The organism is Mesorhizobium sp. M0136 (assembly GCF_040322515.1).
Classification (GTDB): domain Bacteria; phylum Pseudomonadota; class Alphaproteobacteria; order Rhizobiales; family Rhizobiaceae; genus Mesorhizobium.
The window spans coordinates 258,968-278,337 of sequence record NZ_JAMYTP010000007.1 but is presented as its reverse complement, the minus strand read 5'-3'; the positions used below and the strand labels follow the sequence as shown (position 1 = coordinate 278,337).

Genomic DNA, 19,370 nt, shown 5'->3' with positions numbered 1-19,370 from the left:
CCGGTCGGGGGCGCCGGCTTATGTTAATCCCACCACGACCCGCCCCCCCCCAGATCCCCCCCCCCCCGGGGCCCCCCACCCTCCCCCCCCCCCCGCGGCCCCCGCCGGCCCCCCCCGAGCTTCAGCGGATCGGCCAGCGCCGGGGCGTGGCGCTTCAGGCCGGCCTCGATGGCGACGATCTTGCGCACGAGGCCGGCATCGTCGACGCCAGTGCCGCGCCCGGTCCATCGTTCGGCGCCGCCGCCGAACAGCGCGGTTGAGATGGCCGCCGCCGGCGTGGTGTTGCCGATGCCCATTTCGCCGAAGCAGACGAGGTCGAGGTCCTTGCTGACCGCGTCGTAGCCGGCCGAGACAGCGGCGAGGAAGGCCTCGTCGTCCATCGACACGTCTTGCGTGAAATCGCCGGTCGGATGATCCAGATCAAGCGGGATGACGTCCAGCTCCGCGCCGGCGATGCGGGCAAGCTGGTTGATGGCGGCGCCGCCGCCGGCGAAATTCGCCACCATCTGCACGGTGACCTCCGACGGGAAGGCCGACACGCCTTGCGCGGTGACGCCGTGATTGCCGGCGAAGACGAAGACCTTGACACGGTCGAGCTTTGGCATGTCGCGGCCCTGCCAGCGCGCCAGCCAGGCGACTATTGTCTCCAGCCGGCCAAGGCTGCCTTGCGGCTTGGTCAGCGTGTCCTGGCGGCGGGCGACGGCATTGGCCGCGGCGTCGCTGCCAATGGGCAGGCCGAGGCAGGCGGCGCGCAGTTCATCGAGCGATTTGAAAGGCATGGGGGCAAAATCTCCGAAACAGAGTCAGGAAAGGGAAATGGAAGCGACGAGCAGGATTGCGATCTCGCCCAGCTGCTGAAGGGCGCCGACGGTGTCGCCGGTCTGGCCGCCGATCTGATTGAGGCAAAGCGCGCGGAAGGCGGCGAATAACAGACCGAGCAGGATGATCGCGAAAACGGCAGCGCCGAACCCAAGCGCCAACAGCGCGACCGCACCGAGTACGGCACCGATGCCAGCTGTTTTAGCCGAGACGGTGCCCGCTTCGGCCGAAAGGCCGTCGCTGCGGGCCGGCTGCAGCAGGTGCATGAAGGCGCCGAGCAGGCCGCGCGAGGCGGCATGCGCGGCAATCAAAGCCAAGAACACGTGGGCTGGGCCGGCGAATCCAGAGAGCACGCTCCAGCGGATCAGCAGCGAGATGCCGAGCGCGCAGGCGCCGTAGGCACCGATGCGGCTGTCACGCATGATCTCCAGTTTCCTGTCGCGGGTCTTGCCGCCGCCAAAACCATCAGCAACATCCGACAGCGCGTCCTCATGCAGGCAGCCGGTGACAAGCAAGATCGCGGCAAGGGCGAACGCTGCAGCAGGACCTCCGGCTAGGCCCAGCCTCGTGCCGACCGCGTAGGCCAGCGCACCGGCCATAGCGGCGGCGAGACCGGCGACCGGTGCAGCCCAGATCGCAGCGGCAAGGCTTCGGCCACGGAAGTCGGCTCGCGGCAGCGGCAGCCGGGTAAAGAAGACGATGCAAAGCGCGATATCATCGAGAATTTGCTGTTGCGAGGCCTTCATCCGCCCCTCGCAATGGCATGGAAGAACGTGCCGCTGACATTGCCGCGCCGGTAGCCGGAGGCGCCGAGCGGGTTGCCTTGCCCGTCGGCGAGATCGGCCAGCGGCTCGTCATTGCCGGTCGCAACCATCTGCGCGTAGTGGAACTCATGGCCGCGGATCAGCGTGCCTTGGCTGCCGAGCGGACAGCCGGACCGCAGCCGCGCCTCGCGGTAGCCGAGATTCATCTTGCGCTTGGCGAAGCTGGTCGAATGGCCGAGCAGGCCAAGCATCCGATGCGTCTCGCCCGATGCGTCCTCGAGCGCCTCGCCGAGCACCATGAAGCCGCCGCACTCGCCATGCACCGGCCGCGTGGCGGCGAACCTCGCCATGCCCGCCCTGAAATTCGCAGCGGCGGCGAGGCGGCCGGCGTGGAGCTCGGGATAGCCGCCGGGCAGCCAGCAGACATCGCAATTGTCGCCGGGCGCTTCATCGGCGAGCGGCGAGAATGGGACGATCTCGGCGCCGGCCTTGCGCCAATGCGCGGCAACGTGCGGATAGAGGAAGGTAAAGGCGGCGTCCTCGGCGAGTGCAATGCGCTGGCCGGGGGGCGGCAGCGCGTCGCCGAAATTGCCCGGCGCGGGCGTGAATGGCGCCGCCAGAGCCATGATGGCGTCGAGGTCGAGCGAGTGCTCGACCATATCGGCCAGCCGGTCGAGATGCGCCATCAGATTCTCATATTCGCCGGCCTGAACGAGGCCGAGATGACGTTCGGGCAGGTTGAGCGAGGGATCGCGCAGGATAGCGCCGACCACAGGCAAGCCGAGCGCTTCGATGGCATCGCCGCACAGTCGGCGGTGGCGTTCACTGCCCAATCGGTTGAGCACGACACCGGCCATGCGCACATCGGGGTCATAAGTAGCAAAGCCCTTGGCAACGGCCGCCGCCGTGGTCGACTGGCCGGAAACGTCGAGCACCAGCAGCACCGGCAGGCCATAAAGTCGGGCAAGGTCGGCGGCCGAGCCGGTGCGGCCCGGAGCAGCCGGAATTCCATCGAACAGGCCCATGGCGCTTTCGAGGAAGATAAAATCGGCATCTTCGGTCGCTTCGCCGGCCAGTGCGTTAAGCAGGGCGGGCGGCATTGCCCAGCTGTCGAGGTTGATGCCGGACAAGCCTGTGGCGGCGGTGTGGAAGCCGGGATCGATATAGTCCGGGCCGGACTTGGCGCCGCGCACCTTCAGGCCGCGCCGGGCGAGCGCGCGCAGAATGCCGATGGTGACGCTGGTCTTGCCCGAGCCCGAGCGCGGCGCGCCGATGATGATGGCGCGGGTCATGGCTCGCCCGCCAGTGCCGCACGCATAGCGACAATACCGCCGACGACGATCAGCGCCGGCGAGGTCAGACCGGCGGCTGCTGCCTCTTCCGCAATGGTGGCGAGCGTGGCGACGACGATCCGTTCCTGCGGTGTCGTCGCAGCGACAATCACCGCGGTGGGCGTCGAAGGCGCCAGCCCGCCCTCGAGCAGCGAGGCGGCGATCAGTGGCAGATTGGCCATGCCCATATAGATGACCACCGGCTGGCCGGTACGGGCGATGGCCGCCCAGTCGAGGTCGTCATCGGTGCCGGCGGCGTGACCGGTCGCCAGGATCAGCGCCTTGTTGATGCCGCGCATGGTGCCGGGAATGCCGGTGGCGGCCAGCGCGCTGAGGCCGGACGTCAGGCCAGGCAGGATGCGGAACGGGATGGTTTTCCCGGCCAGCGCAAGCGCCTCTTCGCCGCCACGCCCGAAAATATAGGGGTCGCCGCCCTTCAGCCTGACGACGCGCCGGCCCGCGCGCGCCAGCCGAACCAGCAGAGCGGTAATGTCGTCCTGCTTCATCGATGGTTTGCCACCGCGCTTGCCGGCATAGAACAGTTCCGCGCCCTCGGCGACGGCGACGACCGCGGGCGAGACCAGCGCGTCATAAACCAGCGCGTCGCACTGTCCGAGGGCGGCCAGCACTTCCAGCGTCAGGCAGCCGGGATCGCCAGGGCCGGCACCGGCCAGCCAGACATGACCGGGCTCCAGCTGGCGCGGCTTGAAGTCCAGCCGGGTGAGCGCCTGCTCGACCGTAGTGTTTCTATTGCTGCCGCTCACAACCCGCCCCGTCCGCGAAAGCGCCGCTGGTAGTGCGCGTCATACAATGAACTTTCGCCAAAGCCTTCCGCCGCCAGCGAGCGGCCGACGAAGATGATTGCCGTGCGCTCCATCGGATCGGCGGCCAATTGCGCCTCGATGGTGGCCAGCGTGGCGGTCAGCACGCGCTCGTCCGGCCAGGAGGCACGGAAGACGACCGCGACCGGGCAGTCGGCGCCGTAATGCGGCGTCAGCTCGGCGACGACGCGGTCGATGGCGTGGATGGCAAGGTGGATGGCCAGCGTGGCGCCGGTGCGGCCGAAGCCAGCCAGCGTTTCGCCGGGCGGCATCTTTGACGCGCGGCCGGAGATGCGTGTCAGCACCAGGCTTTGCGCGACTTCTGGAATGGTCAGCTCGCGGCGCAGCGCTGCCGCCGCAGCGGCGAAGGACGGCACGCCCGGCGTCAGCGTATAAGGGATGCCATGCTTCTCCAGCCGGCGGATCTGCTCGGCAACTGCGCTCCAGACCGACAGATCACCGGAATGCAGGCGGGCGACATCATGGCCGGCCGCGTGGGCGGCCAGATATTCGCCCTCGATCTCGTCGAGTGACATCGGCGCGGTGTCGATCAACCTCGTTCCGGGCGCGCAGTGCTGCAACAGCTCCGGCGCGACGATCGATCCGGCATAGAGGCAGATGGGGCAACTGCCGAGCAGGCGGCTGCCGCGCAAGGTGATCAGGTCGGCAGCACCTGGACCGGCGCCGATGAAATGGACGGTCATGCCGCATCTCCGCTGATCGCGATGGCGCAGGTCACAGCACCGAGCACCGTGCGCGGCCCGAGCAGCTTTGCGCCTTTGCCGGCGGCGGCAAGCGCCGAGGCTTCGGAAACAGACGGCGTGCCGGCATGCTCATGTGATAGGTCGGAACGGCTGGTCGTAGATGCAGCTTTGAGTTCGTCCTGCTCGACAACGATTACCGGGAGGCGGAGTTCACGTCCGGCGGCGAAGATTGCCGCTTCATCCTGCTTGAGAGACGCGGTCGCGAGGGCCGAAAGCGCGGGCAGGGCAAGCCCGTGCGCCTCCAGCGCGGTTTCTACCGCAGCAAGCACGTCGCGTGCGCTGACACCTTTGCGGCTGCCGATGCCCGCGACCATCATGGCTTGGCCCAACTCCATTGGGTGACCGGCATAGCCGGCCGCCAGGCCTGCATCGAACCAACCGGCGAAGCACGGGATATAGCGATCCGGGTAAGCTCGCCTCCGAGCGCAGCGTGACGGGAAAGCAGCAGTGCCTCCATCTCCAGGGTCACTGCGTTGGCGACGAGGCGGCCGCCGGCAGGTAAGGCATCGATGGCTCTTTCCAGCACGCCGGCATCGCTGCCGCCGCCGCCGATGAAGATCGCCGCTGGCGTTTCCAGCCCGGCAAGAGCTTGCGGTGCCGAACCTTCAACGACGGCGAGACCGGGAACGCCGCAGGCCGCGGCGTTGCGTCGGATGCGGGCGGCGCGGGCCGGATCGGCCTCAACGGCGATGGCACGCATGGAAGGATGGGCCAGCATCCATTCGATGCCGATGGAGCCCGATCCGGCGCCGATGTCCCACAGCAGTTCGCCGCGCCTTGGCGCGAGAGCGGACAGGGTGACGGCGCGCACTTCGCGCTTGGTGATCTGGCCGTCATGCTCGAACAAACGATCGGCACGTCCCGCTGTCAGCGGCAGGATGGGTGCTTGCGGAGTCGATTCAACTTCGATCGCGAGCACGTTGAGCGGATTGATCTTTGCGAGGTCGAAGGTGCCGGCGCTCGCCGAGCGCAGCCTTTCGTTCGGCCCACCCAGCGCCTCCAGCACCGTCAACCGCGAAGCGCCGAAGCCGAGCTCGGTCAGGAGACGGGCAATCGCTCCCGGTGCATCGCTGTCCGAGGTCAGCGCGAGAATGCGGGTGCAAGGATGCAGCAACGGCCGGATCAGGTCGAGCGAGCGGCCATGCAGCGAGACCGTCTCGACGTCCTGCAGCGCCCAGCCCAGGCGTGAGGCGGCCAGCGAAAAGGCCGAGGGCGCGGGGATCACCCGCATATCCTCTGCTGCGACCTTGCGGGCGAGGGTGACGCCTACACCGTGGTAGAAGGGATCGCCGGAGGCCAGCACGCAGACGCGTCTGCCGGAGAGCGCCAGCACGTCGCGCATCTCGGCATCGAAGGGCGTCGGCCAGGCGCGCGCTTCACCTTTGATCAGTGATGCGACAAGGGCGAGGTGGCGCTTGCCGCCGAAGACGAACTCGGCCTCAGCGATCAACCGCTTGGCCTCGTCGCCGAGACCCGCTACACCGTCCTCGCCGATGCCGACGATCGTAAGCCACTTTGAGGTGAGCTTGGCGCCGCGCGGAGCTTCAGCAGGCATGATGACCCACCGCATTCTGATCCTCGGCGGAACCACCGAAGCCCGGCAACTGGCCGGCAAGCTTGCCGCGCGCGCGGATATTTCGGTCATGCTGTCGCTGGCCGGTCGCACCGAAAACCCGGCCGCGCAGGGGGTGCCGGTGCGGGTCGGCGGCTTCGGCGGTGCCGGCGGGCTGGCGTTGTATCTCCACCAGAACAAGATCGACCTGCTGATTGACGCCACGCATCCCTATGCGGCGCGAATCTCCGCCAATGCAGCGGACGCTGCGCATGAGGCTGGCGTGCCGATCATGGCGTTCAGGCGCCCAGGCTGGCAGAGGGTCGAAGGCGATCGCTGGATACTGGTCGACACCGTTGCCGGTGCGGTCAAGGCGCTGGGATCGGTGCCGCGCCGTGTATTCCTGGCGCTCGGGCGACAGGAGGTCGCCGCCTTCGAGGCAGCTCCCCGGCATCATTATCTCATTCGCAGTGTCGACCCGGTCGAGCCCAGGCTCGCTGTGCCCGACGCGGCCTATCTCTTGGCGCGCGGGCCATTTCATGAGGTCGATGAGCGCGCGCTGCTCGAAAGCCGTGGCATCGAAGTCGTTGTTTCCAAAAACAGCGGCGGCGAGGCGACCTACGGCAAGATCGCGGCGGCGCGAGCGCTGGGAATCGAGGTGGTGATGATCCGCAGGCCGGCGTTGCCGGACGTTACGTCGGCCGAAACCATCGAATCGCTTGCCGCTATGGTCGATCATTTTCTGGTCGGTCATGTTCTTGGGCCCGCTGCCGAACGCGGCGTGTAGACCAGCGCGGCCTTGTCACGCCGCTTGATGATCCTGGTTTCCGGCGAGCCGATGATGATGCAGGTCGCCATGTCGGCCTTCGTGGCATCGGCGTCGGCCAGCAGAAAAACCTCGATGCGCTCGTCGGGACGGCCGGCGGCACGGCCGAAGATCACCGGCGTGGTGCCGGGCAGGATCGCTGTCAGGCACTCGAAGGCGCGGCCAAGCTGCCAGGGACGTGCCTTGCTGATCGGATTGTAGAGCGCGATCACGAAGCCGGCGCCCGCCGCGGCAAGTAGGCGCAGCTCGATCAAATCCCACGGCTTCAGATTGTCGGACAACGAGATGGCGCAGAAATCATGGCCGAGTGGCGCGCCGATGCGGGCGGCGACAGCGAGCATGGCGGTGATGCCGGGCACGATAGCGATGTCGACCGCGCGCCATTCGGGTGGGCCCGCCTCGATCGCCTCGCAGACGGCCGCCGCCATGGCGAAGACGCCGGGATCGCCGCCCGACACGACGGCGACATCGTGGCCTTCCGCAGCCTTCAGCAGCGCGTCCCTGGCGCGCGCGAGTTCCTCGCGATTGTCGGAAGCGACGCGGGTCTGGTCGGGGCACAGATCGAGCCGGTCGAGATAAGGCTTGTAACCATAGAAGAATTTTGCCTCGGCAACGGCGCGGCTGGCTTCCGGCGTCACCTGATCGGCGTTGCCGGGCCCGAGGCCGATGACGGTGAGGCGGCCGCTCATGCTTCGGCTCTCAATGCACTTGGCTGGCCCGACCAGCCGGCCACCAGCACGATGGCGAAATAGGGCGCCTGGTCGTCCTTTTTGTCGGCCAGCCGCATCGAGACGCCGCCCGGCATGGTGCCGCGCTCGACATAGATGGCCCGCGCCAGCTTGTCGGTTGCCTCCAGCGCGCGCCTGATCTTGGGCAGGTTGCGGCCGACCTTCATGATCACCGCGGCGTCGGTGTCGGCGAGGCGACGCGTCAGCTCGAATTCGCTCATCGTGCCCGGCAGCACCGTCAGCACGTCGTCGCCCTGGACGATCGGCAGGCCGGTCGCCGACCAGCAGCCCGACATGGCGGTGACGCCTGGGATGACTTCGGTCGGAAAACGGTGCGCCAGCCGGACATGAAGATGCATGTAGGAGCCGTAGAAAAGCGGATCGCCTTCCGAAAGCACCGCGACCATCCTGCCGGCGCTTAGGTGCGCGGCGACCTTTTCGGCCGACTCTTCGTAGAAATCCGATATCTGCGAGCGGTAATCGCTGTGATCCTTGTCGATCTCGGTCGTCACCGGATAGAGCAGCGGCAGTTCAATCAAATCGGGGCGAAAATGCGCGCCGACGATGGCCCGCGCGTTGCTGTTGTTGCCGCGCTTGGCGAAATGCGCGACGACTTCAGCCTCGGCCAACACGCGCACTGCCTTCAGGGTCAAAAGTTCCGGGTCGCCGGGTCCGGTGCCGACGCCGACAAGCCTGCCTTTTGCAATCGCATTCATAGGCCCGGCCTCGCCAATGCATTGAGGGCGGCGGCGGTCATGGCGCTGCCGCCCAGCCGGCCGCGCACGACGGCGTAAGGCACGCCATAGGAATTTTCGGCCAGCGCATCCTTCGATTCGGCGGCACCGACAAACCCGACCGGCATGCCGATAATCGCCGCCGGCTTCGGCGCGCCGTCGCGCAGCTTTTCCAGCAGATAAAACAGGGCGGTCGGCGCATTGCCGATGGCGACGACCGAACCGGCCATGCGCTCGCCCCACAGGTCGATCGCCGCGGCCGAGCGGGTGTTGCCGATCTTTTTCGCGATGTCGGCGGTCCGCGGATCGCGCAGCGTGCAGATTACCTCGTTGCCGGCAGGCAGCCGGGCGCGCGTGACGCCGTGCGAGACCATCTGCGCGTCGCAGAAGATCGGCGCGCCGGCGCCCAATGCTGTGCGCGCGGCGGCGACGAAATCGGTCGAGAAAACGAAGTGCCGCGCGGCCTCGACCTGGCCGCATGCATGGATCATGCGGATAGCGACGTCGGCCTCGGCTTCGGAAAAGCGCGACAGGTCGGCCTCGGCGCGGATGATGGCGAAGGAGCGCTCATAGATCGCCGTGCCATCATGGATGTAGTCGTAGGCGGTCATGTTCATTCCTGTCGGTAAGCTTTGACGACGCCCGCCGTGCCGAGCCTCGCCAGGCAGGCGGCAGCGGTTTCGCCGGGATGTCGTGCGCTGCGGATCGCCGCTGCAACGCGGCCGATGCCGTGCGCGGCGTCGTAGCCCGGCCTGTATCCGGCGGGCAATGCCTTTGCCGTCCCGTCCACGACAAGCCCGGCTCCGTTTTCGCCACCGACCAGGGTCAGCTCCGCCGGACCGGGATGGGCGCAGCCCTTGGCGCAGCCGGAGATGTGCAGCGTCAGCGAGGAATCGAGGATGTCGCGGTTTTCTGCAGCGATGATCTCGGCGATGTCGCGGGTGGCGATCCGGCCGGAGGCACAGGCGGGTGCGCCGGGGCAGGCGGCGATTTTCGTGCGCGGATCGGCTGCGTCGGTGACAAAGCCGAGGGTTGCGGCTGTCTGCTGAAGCGAGTGGTAGGCGGTTGGCGAAAGGCCGATGAAAAGCAGCGCGCGGCTTGGAGCGAGGCGGATTTCGGTGACGCCCAGGGCGATGGCTTCTTGCGTGAGGCCGATGAGTTTTTGCGCGGGCATGCTGCCGTAGGGCAGGCCGATGCCGAGAGCGTGGCCATTACTCAGGTTGAAGATGCCAATGAGCGGGTGATGGCGCTCGACGGCGCCCCCCTCTGTCCTGCCGGACATCTCCCCCTCTAGGGGGGAGATTGCACCTTGGTCTCCGCCTTCGCTAATCGCCGAAGTCGCGCCAAATACCAAGGCAGCAGAAGGACGGCCGTCGGCGGAACTGCCGATCTCCCCCCTAGAGGGGGAGATGTCCGGCAGGACAGAGGGGGGCGCGAAGGAATGCCAGCTTGCGAGTGATCTACGCTGCCGTTCCGTCAAATCCCTTGCGTGAGCGTCGCGGCCTTTTTCGGCGACCATCCTTAGAATCGCGACGGCGATATCACGGGCTGCTTCCTCCTCGGCCATGGCGAGAGGCTTGGCATTCTGCCCGTCGCCAGCGACGGCCATCAGCCAGCGGACGCCCGCGTCGGTTCTGATCGCAGCCAGTCGTATGTCGGCCGTAACCGCATCCATTGTCAGCCGCCCGCCGCCGTCGACGATCACCGAAACCTTCGGGCCAAGGCGTTGCGTAACACCGGCGTCCTCAACTGCCGCCCGAATCCGCTCCGCCATCGGGCGCGGGTCGGCTATCTCCTCCGGGTCGAGCCCGGCCAGCGGGCCGGTCTCGACCGGCACGCCGGTGCGCACGGCGATGCCGAGCGCATCGACCTCCATCGCCAGTAACCGCGCGCTTGCCGGCGTCAGGCCGCGTATCTGCAGGCCGCCGCGGGCGGTCACTTCCATGATGCCGTTGCCATGGCGCAAGGCGGATTCGCAGAGTCCGGTCAACGACTTCGGCAACAGTCCTCCAGCGACCGGATTGAGCCGCACCAGCAGCCCGTCGCCGGTTTGCATCGGCGCGGACAAGGCAGGGCAGGCGCCACGGCGCGAGAAAGCGTTCATGCCGCCACTCCCAGAGCTTGCGCTTCGGCAATCAGTGCGGCGAGATCGTTATCGATCGAGTTGCGCAGCGGATGCCAGAGCCCGCGCCGCCGTGCTGACAGCAAACGCTCGGCAATCACCTTCGCCGCCGCCGGGTTCTCGCGCAGGATGAAGGCGCGCACCACGGGGTCGCCGAGATAGGCGTCGTGCACGGCCTCGATCAGCGTGCCTGATATGGCATGGGTAGTCTCGGCAAAGCCGACCAGCCGGTCGACCGTCTCGGCGAATTCCGAGGCGCCGCGCGGCCCGTGCCGCATCTGGCCGGCGATGAAGCGCGGGTTGACCGCGCGGGCGCGAACTACCCGGGATACGGCCTCACCAACCGAGCGCGGCTTGGGCTTTTGCGGGTCCGTGGTGTCGAGCACGATCACGTCGGCGTTCTTGCCGAGCGCGGCAAGCGCTGCCGAAAAGCCGCCGATAAAGGCGACGTCGGCCGAGCCTTCGAGGATGTCGCGGCCGGGGTCGTCGCCGGTATGAACCAGAAGGTCGGCCTCAGCGATGCGACCCTCAAACGCGCCAGGCGCCGAAATGCCTTCGCCCTCGGCGCCGCCATAGGCATGCGAAGTGGCGTCGAGATAGGCGCGGCCGATCTCTTCGCGCGCCGACCAGTCGCCGCTCGACAACATGTCCTCGACGCCGGCGCCGTAAGTGCCGGGCGAAGTGCCGAAAATGCGCGGGCTGATCTTGCCGTCGATGCGGGTCCTGGCCGCCAGCGGGTTTTCCGAATCGTGCTCGTCGCGGGTCGCCACGGCGTTGGCCGCGGCGTCGATCAGCGCGATCTGGGTCGGGAACATATCGCGGAACAGGCCCGATATGCGCCAGGTGACGTCGACGCGCGGGCGGCCGAGCGTTGCCGGCGGCAGCACCTCGATGCCGGTGATGCGGCCGGTGGCTGAATCCCATTGCGGCCGGCAGCCCATCAGCGCCAGGCCTTGCGCGATCTCCTCGCCGCCGGTGCGCAGCGAGGCCGACCCCCAGAGGTCGATGACCAGCGAGCGCGGCCAGTCGCCATGCGATTGCATGTAGTTGCGGACGACTTCTTCCGCTGCCGCCTTACCCAGATCATAGGCGGTCGGCGTCGGCATGGTGCGCGGGTCGGCCGTAAACAAATTGCGGCCGGTGGGCAGCACATCGCTCCGGCCACGCGCCGGCGCGCCGGCCGGACCGGCAGCGACGTGGCGGCCGTCGAGGGCGGCAAGCAGCGCGGTTTTTTCAGCTGCCGCACTTTGCCGCCGTACCGGATCAGCTTCGCCTTCCGGCGAGCGGCCGTAAATGTGCAGGCCGTCCTTGATGGCGAAATCCTTGAGATCGCAGAGCCAGGCGTCGATGCGGCGCAAAGCCTCGTCGGCTGCGTCGGTCCTGGCGACACCAGCCTCTGAGGCGAGGCCGGTCTTTTCCGCCGTTTCGACTATCAGCTTCGCCAGGCGGTCGCGGCGGCGGCGGTCGAGCCCGTCGGCCTGGGCATATTCGTCGACCAGTCGTTCGAGCCTGTGCTGGTTTTCGTCCAGCCCGGCGCCGGTCAGCGGCGGCGGCAGATGGCCAAGCGTGACGGCGGCAACGCGCCGCTTGGCCTGCGCTGCCTCGCCGGGGTTGGAGACGATGAACGGATAAATGACGGGCAGGGCGCCGGTGACGATTTCGGGAAAGCAGTTTTCGCTGAGCGCAACGGTCTTGCCGGGCAGCCATTCCAGCGTGCCGTGGGCGCCGACATGGACAATTGCATGGATGCCGAGCGACTGGCGCAGCCAGAGGCCAAAGGCGACCAGCGCATGGCGCGGCGGCAATGTCGGTTCGTGATAGTCGGCGCGGCGGTCGACCGAGCGCCCGCGATCGGGGGCGAGCGCCACGGTGATGTTGCCGAACGTGGCCGTGCGGAAGCGGAATTTGGCGACAGCAGGCGCTTGAACACCCCCCTCTGTCCTGCCGGACATCTCCCCCTCAAGGGAGGAGATTGCTCCGTGACTTCTGCTTTCGCCAACTACCGACGGTATTAAGGTAGAACCGTCGGCGAAACAGCCAATCTCCCCACTTGAGGGGGAGATGTCCGGTAGGACAGAGGGGGGCGCCTCGCGCGAACCTGTCTCATCTTCCGCCTTACCCCATGCCGCCTCCACGGCAGCGAGTGCCGCAGTCGGTAACTCTGCAGAAAGAGCGAGATAATCGTCCAGTCTCAGCCCACCATTCCCCCGTTCCAGCAAATCCAACAACTCCCTTGGCGTTTGCGGAATCCTTTCAACGGCGTAGCCCTGTTCGCTCAGATCGTGCAGCATTGCCAGCACGCTGGACGGCACGTCGAGGCCGACGGCGTAGCCGGTGCGACCGGGGGCGCTCGGATAGTCGGGGATCAGGATGGCGAGCTTGCGTTCCGCGCGCGGCGTCCGCCGCAGGCGCACGAATGCCTCGATACGGTTCGCCACTTGCGCGACGCGGTCGGGCTCTGGCCGGTTGGCGAAGGCGCGGAAGGCCAATGCGGGATCGGTTTCCCTTTCGCCCTTGAAGGAAATGGCGCCGGCCAGGATGCGGCCGTCGAGCTCGGGCAGGACGACATGCATGGCAAGGTCGGCCGGCGCCAGGCCGCGCTGATTGGTTTGCCAGATGTCGCGGCGGGTGGTTGCGACGATGACCTGGAACACCGGCACCCCGGCGCGGTCGAACAGGGTTTCAACGCCCGGCTCGGCCCCGGAGGCGAAAGCTGTGGCGGTGATGATGGCGGCAGGCTTCAGCGCTGCAAGCGCGGTTTCAACAAAGGCGAGTGAGGCCGGGTCCTTGAGGCTGGAGACGAAGATAGGCACGGGAGCCATGCCGCGCGCGCTCAGCGCTTCGAAAAGCGCGTCGATGGGCGCGACGTCGGCGGCGAGCAGCATCGAACGGTAGAAGAGAATTGGCACGACGTCCCCCTCCCTCTTGAGGGGAGGGTGGCCCGAAGGGCCGGGTGGGGTCATTGCGGCAGTGCTCGGCGCCTCTTTGAGTCGGCGCGCTTCGGAGAGGACCCCACCCCCGGCCTTCGGCCGGACCCTCCCCTCGAGGGGGAGGGGGACGACCCCCAGTCCCGGCTCGTAAAATCCCGCCTTTGGCACGCTAACAGGTTCGGCTACCGCCGCACCCGATCCAGCGAGACTTGCCAGCCTCCGCACCAGCGCCGTCATATTTGTCGGCCCGCCCTCGCGGAAATAGCCAAGCAGGGCGTCCAACTCCTCGCGCGGCAGCGTCGAGCCTTCGATCAGTCGCAAATCCTCGTCGTGGCTCTCGCCCGGTAGGAGCGCCAGCTTGATACCGCGATTTCGCGCGATAACGGCGAGCTGGTCGCAGCCATAGCGCCACCACTCGTAGCCGCCGAGAATGCGGACCAGAATGACCTTGGCATCGCGGGCGACGCTCTCGGTCCAGAGGTCGACGGACATCGGATGGCGCAGGTCGCGCAAGGCGGCGAGCCGCATCGAGGGCAGGCGGTCCGCATCCGCCTTCCACGCCGCCGCCAGCCCGGCCAGGTCGCTGTCGGTGAAGGACAGGGCCACGACATCCGCAGGCGTTTGCCTGAGATCGACAGGCTCGGCGAGATCGTCGAGCGAGGCGGATGTGGTGGTGAGGATGTGCATCGCGGCTCGTACCTGGGGTCAGCCGGCGAGGATACGCTCTATCGCCGGGCGGTTCAGCCCTTTCAGACCGATGACGACGAGGCGCGAGCGGCGGTCGTCGTCAGCCGTCCAGGCGCGGTCGTAATAGTGGTTGACGCGCGGACCGACAGCCTGCAGCAGGAGCCGCATCGGCTTGCCGCCAACCTCGACGAAGCCCTTGACGCGCAACACGTTTTCTTCCTCCGCCGCCGTGGCGACGCGTTGTGCGAGCTCGTCCGGGTTGGACACGGACGCGATGTCGATGACGAACGAGTCAAAATCGTCATGTTCGTGGTCGAGCTCGTCGTCGTGATGGGTCTTGCGGGTCTCGATGTCGTCCTCGACGGCGAGGCCGAGGCCGAGCAGCACCGACGGATCGACCTTGCCTTGCGAAGTCGGCACGATCTTCACCGCCCGCGCAACATGCTTGCCGATGACGGCATTGGCACGGGCCGAGCCGGCTGCGTCCATCAGGTCGCTCTTCGACAGGATGATCAGGTCGGCGCAAGCGAGCTGGTCCTCGAATACTTCCTCGACCGGATCGTCGTGTTCGAGCGTCTCGTCCTGCGCGCGCTGCGCCTGCAGGGCGTCCATGTCGTTGGCGACGCGGCCATCCGCCAGCGCCGGTCCGTCGACGACGGCGATGACGCCGTCGACGGTCACCCGGCTCTTGACCGACGGCCACTGGAAGGCCTGGACCAGCGGCTTGGGCAGGGCCAGCCCGGATGTCTCGATCAGGATATGGTCGACCCTCGGCATCAGCGACAGGATCTGGTCGAGCGCCGGGACGAAATCGTCGGCGACAGTGCAGCAGATGCAGCCATTGGCCAGCTCGACGATGTTTTCCTCGGGGCAGGTGTCGATGCCGCAGCCCTTCAGGATCTCGCCGTCGATGCCGATGTCGCCGAACTCGTTGACGATGATGGCCAGCCGCTTGCCTTTGGCGTTCTCGAGCAAATGGCGGATCAATGTCGTCTTGCCGGCGCCGAGAAATCCGGTAACGACGGTGCAGGGGACGCGCGAAAGGGAGGCAGCGGTCATATCAAGTCCTTCAAAAGGTCGAGGGGAGGGATGCGGGCAACCAGACCGCGCTTCAGGCAATCGGGACGGCCGCGCCACGGAATGAGCCCATCCGTCGAGGTGGCGAAGAGCTTTGCGCCGGTTACGAGATCGGCGCCGCTGGTCGCGGTCAGGTCGCCGAAGACGTAACTCCAGCAGCCGTCGCGCAGCATGGCGGCGCTGAGCCGGCGCTTGCAATTGCCGAGGCATTCGACGGTGCGGATTTTGATGTTTTCGCCGGAAGCGGCGCGGCGCGTGTCCTCGGCGAGCAGTTCGCCGGCGCGGGGATGAGCGTCCGAACCGGTCTCGTCACGGCAGGAAGAGCAGACGATGACGCTAACGCCGGCCAGGGAATCGTCAGGGCCGGACAATAAATCCGCTGTCTCAGCCGAAAAACTGCTGTCGCGTTCCAAATCAGGCTCCTTGCCCGGAAAACCCGCCAGGCGATCGGATTCTTATGTCCTAGACGGCAGGTCTCCTGGCTCGCGGGTCATCGCCTTGGTGCCGCCTTCCCGGGAATATCCCAGTGGTTTTCGGCCTTGGCTCGTCGCTTACAGTTGCGGGGACAGCCGCGGATTTGAAATCGAGATTTCGCACCGCATTCCCTCTTGGCCCCTGCCGTTGCGGGCAGGGGACCGTCTGGAACGGATTTAGGCTTGTGGAGGCAGTCGTGTCAACGCACGTCTACGACGCGGCAATGTCGGCCAGCGCCGGCCCAAGATCACCGGCAGCTGTCACCTCGATGCGCTCAAGCCCGAGCCAGCCCTGCATCTGCTTCAATTCTTCGAAAAGCTCGGCGGCGGTTTGCGGCGGGGCGCCGGGCTCCGCATAGGCGGCATGGACGCGCAATACGCCGGCCGGACGGTCGGCCCTGAGGTCGACGCGCCCGACGATGCTGTCGCCGAGCAGGAACGGCAGCACATAATAGCCATAGCGGCGCTTTTCGGCCGGCGTGTAGATCTCGATGCGGTAGTGGAAGTCGAACAACCGCTCGGTGCGCGACCGCTCGAAGACCACGGGATCGAACGGCGCAAGCAAGGCGCGCGCCTCGGTCCGGCGCGGCAAACGGGCGTTCTTGTGGAGATAGGCTGTTTTGCTCCAGCCGTCGACGCTCACCGGCAACAGCTCGCCAGCCTCGACCAGCTCCTCGATGCGACCCTTGATATCGGCGGGCGAGAGGCGGAAATAGTCGCGCAGATCGCCTGCCGTGGCGACGCCATGGGCGCGGGCGGAGATACGCAGCAATTCGCGGTGCGCATCCTCGGGGCAAGGAACCGGCAGAGCGAGTACCGCCGGCGGCAGTAAGCGCTCCGGCAGATCGTAGAACCGCTCGAAGCCGCGGCGATGCGCTGTGGTGATGCGGCCGGCCCAGAACAGCCATTCGAAGGCGTGCTTGGCATGGCTCCAGCCCCACCAGCCACCATTGCCCTTTTGGCCTTCGAGGGCTGAAGCGGCGATCGGGCCGTGATCGACGACCTGGCGATAGATCTCCTCGATATAGGCGGCGTGCTCGCGGCCCCATTTGGCCAGTCCGCTGTACATTTCCTCGCCGCGCTCGGCCCGCTGCATGCGCCAGCGCATCAGCGGATAGGTCTCGACCGGCAGGAAGGAGGCTTCGTGCGCCCAATATTCAAAGACCATCCGCTTGCGCGTTATGGCGGCGTCGTCGAGCAGCGCCAGCTTGTAGGGGCCAAGCCGCGAATAGAGCGGCATGTAGTGGGCGCGCACCACGGCGCTGACGGAATCGATCTGCAGCAGGCCGGTACGGGCAAGCACGCGGGCCAGATGTCGGCGGTCGGGTGTACCGGCGGGTCGGGGGTCATTGAATCCCTGTGCCGCCAGCGCGATGCGGCGGGCCATGCGAAGCGAGATTTTTTCCTTCATCAATGCGGGTATCCTGATGATGCCGGACAGAGCAGAGAATCTGCGATTCCGCGCCATGCTAGCAGGGTTTTGTCGGTATCCATGTCAGGAGAGAAAAGTGGAGTGAAAAGTGAAAGAAATCAAACAGGAGCGGATCTGACCAGTTTTCCCGGATATGCCGCCCAGTACCGCGATTTGAACAAGGTTTGACTTGCTTCGCCGAAAGCGCTGCGCTAACCCTCGCCGCGTTGCAGCATAGAGCCCCCTTAAAACGGTTCAGTGGTTAAACTGTCACGCTTCCGCAAGTGGGTCCGGTGCTGTAATCAGAGTGGATTGGCCGCCAACGGAAACTGCAGCATGAACGCACTTTTAGGTTCGTACCTGCCCATCGTCCTGTTCATCGGCGTGGCGCTGGTGGTCGGGCTGGCGCTGCTTGCCGCACCCTTCCTGGTGGCCTACCGCAACCCCGATCCGGAAAAGCTTTCGGCCTATGAATGCGGCTTCAACTCGTTCGACGATGCGCGCATGAAGTTCGACATCCGCTTCTACCTGGTGTCGATCCTGTTCATCATCTTCGATCTGGAGGTGGCCTTCCTGTTTCCTTGGGCGGTGTCGTTCAGCCAGATCGGCATGCTCGGTTTTTGGTCGATGATGGTGTTTTTGGCGGTGCTGACCATCGGCTTTGCCTATGAATGGAAAAAAGGAGCGCTGGAATGGGATTGAACGACAGTTCCGGCACGCTCGTCGCGCCGAAGCCCAAGGGCCTCATCGACCCCAACACCGGCAGGCCGGTGGGGGAGGATGATCCGTTCTTCCTGGAGATCAACAACGAGCTCGCCGACAAGGGCTTTCTCGTCACCTCGACCGAGGCGCTGATCACCTGGGCGCGCAGCGGCTCGCTGATGTTCATGACCTTCGGTCTCGCCTGCTGCGCGGTCGAGATGATCCATACCTCGATGCCGCGCTATGACTCGGAAAGGTTCGGTGTTGCGCCGCGCGCGTCTCCGCGTCAGTCCGACATCATGATCGTTGCCGGCACGCTGACCAACAAGATGGCGCCGGCGCTGCGCAAGGTCTACGATCAGATGCCGGAGCCGCGCTACGTCATCTCGATGGGCTCCTGCGCCAATGGCGGCGGCTATTATCATTATTCCTATTCGGTGGTGCGCGGCTGCGACCGCATCGTGCCGGTCGACATCTACGTGCCCGGCTGCCCGCCGAGCGCCGAAGCGCTGCTCTACGGCATCCTTCTCCTGCAGAAGAAGATCCGCCGCACCGGCACGATCGAGCGGTGAGCGGCATGACCCAGGCGTTGAATGACCTCTCGACCTATCTCGGCGAGAAGCTGACCGGCCGGATCGGCGAGGTGGTGTTTGCCTATGGCGAACTCACCATCTCGGTCGAACCGCGCGACCTGATCGAGGTAGTGACCTTCCTGCGCGACGACCCGAAATGCCAGTTCATCTCGATCATCGATGTCTGCGGCGCGGATTATCCGTCGCGGGCAAAGCGCTTCGACGTCGTCTATCATTTGCTGTCGCCGAGGCAGAATATCCGCATCCGCATCAAGGTCCAGGCCGACGAAGAGACGCTGGTGCCGTCAATCACCGGCATATATCCCGGCGCCGACTGGTTCGAACGCGAAACCTACGATCTCTATGGCGTGCTGTTTTCGGGTCATCCCGATCTGCGGCGGATTCTGACCGACTACGGCTTCGAAGGCCATCCGCTGCGCAAGGACTTTCCGCTGACCGGCTTCGTCGAGGTGCGCTACGACGACGAAGCCAAGCGCGTCATCTACGAGCCGGTGGAGCTCAAGCAGGAATTCCGCAATTTCGATTTTCTGTCCCCATGGGAAGGCACGGATTATGTTCTGCCGGGGGACGAGAAGGCGAAACAGTGAGTAGTGAGTAGTGAGTAGGAATTGGAAAAAAGGATCGAATCTTATCGCGACCTGAAGGTGTGGCAATCGGCGATGGTGCTTGCTGAAGATTGTTACCGCATCAGTAAAGGGTTTCCGAAGGAGGAGATCTACGGCATGACCTCGCAGATGCGCCGATCGGCGGTTTCGATCGCAGCCAACGTCGCGGAGGGATACGGTCGAGAAAACAGAGGTTCGTTCGTTCAATTTTTGCGCATGGCGCAAGGTTCGTTGAAGGAACTGGAAACGCACATTTTGCTGGCATGCCGGGTTGGGCTGCTACGAAAAGACGATGAGATTGAACTGCTACTGCGATGCGAAGAGATTGGAAAAATGACGAGATCTCTTATCCGGACGGTGCAGGCCAAGCAGGCGGAATGAAGCAGGCATTGAGGTTGATGATCACTACTCACTACTCACTACTGACTCTT

Annotated in this window: 19 protein-coding genes, 1 pseudogene and 1 riboswitch; of the genes and pseudogenes, 5 read left to right on the top strand and 15 right to left on the bottom strand. The window is 66.0% G+C overall.

Annotated elements, in window-relative coordinates:
• Positions 1-104: 104 nt before the first annotated feature.
• The 7 genes and pseudogenes from NKJ35_RS11540 to cbiE form a co-directional block, all read right to left on the bottom strand.
• A pseudogene (locus tag NKJ35_RS11540) lies at positions 105-779 on the bottom strand (nicotinate-nucleotide--dimethylbenzimidazole phosphoribosyltransferase); the annotation flags it as partial.
• A 24-nt stretch (positions 780-803) separates the two neighbouring features.
• Positions 804-1,565 (bottom strand): adenosylcobinamide-GDP ribazoletransferase, encoded by a 762-nt coding sequence (locus NKJ35_RS11535; RefSeq protein ID WP_352647043.1) that lies wholly within the window; start codon positions 1,563-1,565, stop codon positions 804-806.
• Positions 1,562-2,875 (bottom strand): cobyrinic acid a,c-diamide synthase CobB, encoded by a 1,314-nt coding sequence (locus tag NKJ35_RS11530; RefSeq protein WP_352647041.1) that lies wholly within the window; start codon positions 2,873-2,875, stop codon positions 1,562-1,564. The genes NKJ35_RS11535 and NKJ35_RS11530 overlap by 4 nt, the downstream gene beginning before the upstream one ends.
• Positions 2,872-3,678 (bottom strand): uroporphyrinogen-III C-methyltransferase, encoded by an 807-nt coding sequence (gene cobA, locus NKJ35_RS11525; protein WP_352477538.1) that lies wholly within the window; start codon positions 3,676-3,678, stop codon positions 2,872-2,874. The genes NKJ35_RS11530 and cobA overlap by 4 nt, the downstream gene beginning before the upstream one ends.
• The gene (gene cobM, locus NKJ35_RS11520) at positions 3,675-4,439 is read right to left on the bottom strand and encodes a precorrin-4 C(11)-methyltransferase (protein WP_352647039.1); all 765 of its coding nucleotides are present in this window, start codon (positions 4,437-4,439) and stop codon (positions 3,675-3,677) included. The genes cobA and cobM overlap by 4 nt, the downstream gene beginning before the upstream one ends.
• Positions 4,436-4,816: a cobalamin biosynthesis protein gene (locus NKJ35_RS11515; protein WP_352647038.1), complete on the bottom strand. Its 381-nt coding sequence runs from the start codon at positions 4,814-4,816 to the stop codon at positions 4,436-4,438. The genes cobM and NKJ35_RS11515 overlap by 4 nt, the downstream gene beginning before the upstream one ends.
• Complete coding sequence (gene cbiE, locus NKJ35_RS11510; protein WP_352647035.1) at positions 4,813-6,054, bottom strand: precorrin-6y C5,15-methyltransferase (decarboxylating) subunit CbiE; 1,242 nt, start codon at positions 6,052-6,054, stop codon at positions 4,813-4,815. Before cbiE ends, NKJ35_RS11515 begins: the two co-directional genes overlap by 4 nt.
• Position 6,055: 1 nt before the next feature.
• Here cbiE and NKJ35_RS11505 point away from each other — a divergent pair, with 1 nt between their 5' ends.
• The gene (locus NKJ35_RS11505) at positions 6,056-6,838 is read left to right on the top strand and encodes a cobalt-precorrin-6A reductase (protein ID WP_352647060.1); all 783 of its coding nucleotides are present in this window, start codon (positions 6,056-6,058) and stop codon (positions 6,836-6,838) included.
• Here NKJ35_RS11505 and NKJ35_RS11500 read toward each other — a convergent pair.
• From NKJ35_RS11500 to NKJ35_RS11465, 8 genes are all read right to left on the bottom strand, one after another.
• The gene (locus tag NKJ35_RS11500; protein WP_352647032.1) at positions 6,802-7,566 is read right to left on the bottom strand and encodes a precorrin-3B C(17)-methyltransferase; all 765 of its coding nucleotides are present in this window, start codon (positions 7,564-7,566) and stop codon (positions 6,802-6,804) included. The genes NKJ35_RS11505 and NKJ35_RS11500 overlap by 37 nt on opposite strands.
• The gene (locus tag NKJ35_RS11495) at positions 7,563-8,321 is read right to left on the bottom strand and encodes a precorrin-2 C(20)-methyltransferase (protein ID WP_352647030.1); all 759 of its coding nucleotides are present in this window, start codon (positions 8,319-8,321) and stop codon (positions 7,563-7,565) included. The genes NKJ35_RS11500 and NKJ35_RS11495 overlap by 4 nt, the downstream gene beginning before the upstream one ends.
• The gene (locus tag NKJ35_RS11490; RefSeq protein ID WP_352647028.1) at positions 8,318-8,950 is read right to left on the bottom strand and encodes a precorrin-8X methylmutase; all 633 of its coding nucleotides are present in this window, start codon (positions 8,948-8,950) and stop codon (positions 8,318-8,320) included. Before NKJ35_RS11490 ends, NKJ35_RS11495 begins: the two co-directional genes overlap by 4 nt.
• Before the next feature lie 2 nt (positions 8,951-8,952).
• On the bottom strand, positions 8,953-10,443 hold the full coding sequence (cobG, locus tag NKJ35_RS11485; protein ID WP_502904627.1) for a precorrin-3B synthase: 1,491 nt from the start codon (positions 10,441-10,443) through the stop codon (positions 8,953-8,955).
• On the bottom strand, positions 10,440-14,078 hold the full coding sequence (locus NKJ35_RS11480) for a cobaltochelatase subunit CobN (protein ID WP_352647026.1): 3,639 nt from the start codon (positions 14,076-14,078) through the stop codon (positions 10,440-10,442). The genes cobG and NKJ35_RS11480 overlap by 4 nt, the downstream gene beginning before the upstream one ends.
• Positions 14,079-14,096: 18 nt before the next feature.
• A complete protein-coding gene (gene cobW / locus NKJ35_RS11475) occupies positions 14,097-15,137 on the bottom strand; it encodes a cobalamin biosynthesis protein CobW (protein ID WP_352647024.1) in 1,041 nt (346 codons plus the stop codon).
• The gene (locus tag NKJ35_RS11470; RefSeq protein ID WP_352647021.1) at positions 15,134-15,568 is read right to left on the bottom strand and encodes a DUF1636 family protein; all 435 of its coding nucleotides are present in this window, start codon (positions 15,566-15,568) and stop codon (positions 15,134-15,136) included. Before NKJ35_RS11470 ends, cobW begins: the two co-directional genes overlap by 4 nt.
• 38 nt (positions 15,569-15,606) lie before the next feature.
• Positions 15,607-15,810: riboswitch (cobalamin riboswitch) on the bottom strand.
• A 29-nt stretch (positions 15,811-15,839) separates the two neighbouring features.
• On the bottom strand, positions 15,840-17,039 hold the full coding sequence (locus NKJ35_RS11465; protein WP_352647019.1) for a winged helix-turn-helix domain-containing protein: 1,200 nt from the start codon (positions 17,037-17,039) through the stop codon (positions 15,840-15,842).
• 336 nt (positions 17,040-17,375) lie between these two features.
• Between NKJ35_RS11465 and NKJ35_RS11460 the strand changes: the two genes are divergently transcribed.
• Genes NKJ35_RS11460 through NKJ35_RS11445 form a run of 4 tightly spaced genes read left to right on the top strand, consistent with a single transcriptional unit; the run spans position 17,376 to position 19,320 of the window.
• Positions 17,376-17,741 carry an NADH-quinone oxidoreductase subunit A gene (locus tag NKJ35_RS11460; protein WP_023720750.1) on the top strand — a complete coding sequence of 122 codons (366 nt, stop codon included), beginning with the start codon at positions 17,376-17,378 and terminating at the stop codon, positions 17,739-17,741.
• Positions 17,732-18,313, top strand: coding sequence for a NuoB/complex I 20 kDa subunit family protein (locus NKJ35_RS11455; protein WP_023720749.1), 582 nt, complete (start codon positions 17,732-17,734; stop codon positions 18,311-18,313). Before NKJ35_RS11460 ends, NKJ35_RS11455 begins: the two co-directional genes overlap by 10 nt.
• A 5-nt stretch (positions 18,314-18,318) precedes the next feature.
• Positions 18,319-18,921: an NADH-quinone oxidoreductase subunit C gene (locus NKJ35_RS11450; RefSeq protein WP_254818102.1), complete on the top strand. Its 603-nt coding sequence runs from the start codon at positions 18,319-18,321 to the stop codon at positions 18,919-18,921.
• A 21-nt stretch (positions 18,922-18,942) separates the two neighbouring features.
• Entirely contained in the window at positions 18,943-19,320 is a 378-nt protein-coding gene (locus NKJ35_RS11445; RefSeq protein WP_352505698.1) for a four helix bundle protein, read from the top strand.
• The last annotated feature ends 50 nt before the right edge of the window (positions 19,321-19,370 follow it).

Coding starts and splice junctions, on each gene's coding strand:
- NKJ35_RS11535 (WP_352647043.1), bottom strand. CDS start 1,565: ATGAAGGCCTCGCAACAGCAAATTCTCGATGATATCGCGCTTTGCATC.
- NKJ35_RS11530 (WP_352647041.1), bottom strand. CDS start 2,875: ATGACCCGCGCCATCATCATCGGCGCGCCGCGCTCGGGCTCGGGCAAG.
- cobM (WP_352647039.1), bottom strand. CDS start 4,439: ATGACCGTCCATTTCATCGGCGCCGGTCCAGGTGCTGCCGACCTGATC.
- NKJ35_RS11515 (WP_352647038.1), bottom strand. CDS start 4,816: ATGATGGTCGCGGGCATCGGCAGCCGCAAAGGTGTCAGCGCACGCGAC.
- cbiE (WP_352647035.1), bottom strand. CDS start 6,054: ATGCCTGCTGAAGCTCCGCGCGGCGCCAAGCTCACCTCAAAGTGGCTT.
- NKJ35_RS11505 (WP_352647060.1), top strand. CDS start 6,056: ATGACCCACCGCATTCTGATCCTCGGCGGAACCACCGAAGCCCGGCAA.
- NKJ35_RS11500 (WP_352647032.1), bottom strand. CDS start 7,566: ATGAGCGGCCGCCTCACCGTCATCGGCCTCGGGCCCGGCAACGCCGAT.
- NKJ35_RS11495 (WP_352647030.1), bottom strand. CDS start 8,321: ATGAATGCGATTGCAAAAGGCAGGCTTGTCGGCGTCGGCACCGGACCC.
- NKJ35_RS11490 (WP_352647028.1), bottom strand. CDS start 8,950: ATGACCGCCTACGACTACATCCATGATGGCACGGCGATCTATGAGCGC.
- cobG (WP_502904627.1), bottom strand. CDS start 10,443: ATGAACGCTTTCTCGCGCCGTGGCGCCTGCCCTGCCTTGTCCGCGCCG.
- NKJ35_RS11480 (WP_352647026.1), bottom strand. CDS start 14,078: ATGCACATCCTCACCACCACATCCGCCTCGCTCGACGATCTCGCCGAG.
- cobW (WP_352647024.1), bottom strand. CDS start 15,137: ATGACCGCTGCCTCCCTTTCGCGCGTCCCCTGCACCGTCGTTACCGGA.
- NKJ35_RS11465 (WP_352647019.1), bottom strand. CDS start 17,039: ATGAAGGAAAAAATCTCGCTTCGCATGGCCCGCCGCATCGCGCTGGCG.
- NKJ35_RS11460 (WP_023720750.1), top strand. CDS start 17,376: ATGAACGCACTTTTAGGTTCGTACCTGCCCATCGTCCTGTTCATCGGC.
- NKJ35_RS11455 (WP_023720749.1), top strand. CDS start 17,732: ATGGGATTGAACGACAGTTCCGGCACGCTCGTCGCGCCGAAGCCCAAG.
- NKJ35_RS11450 (WP_254818102.1), top strand. CDS start 18,319: ATGACCCAGGCGTTGAATGACCTCTCGACCTATCTCGGCGAGAAGCTG.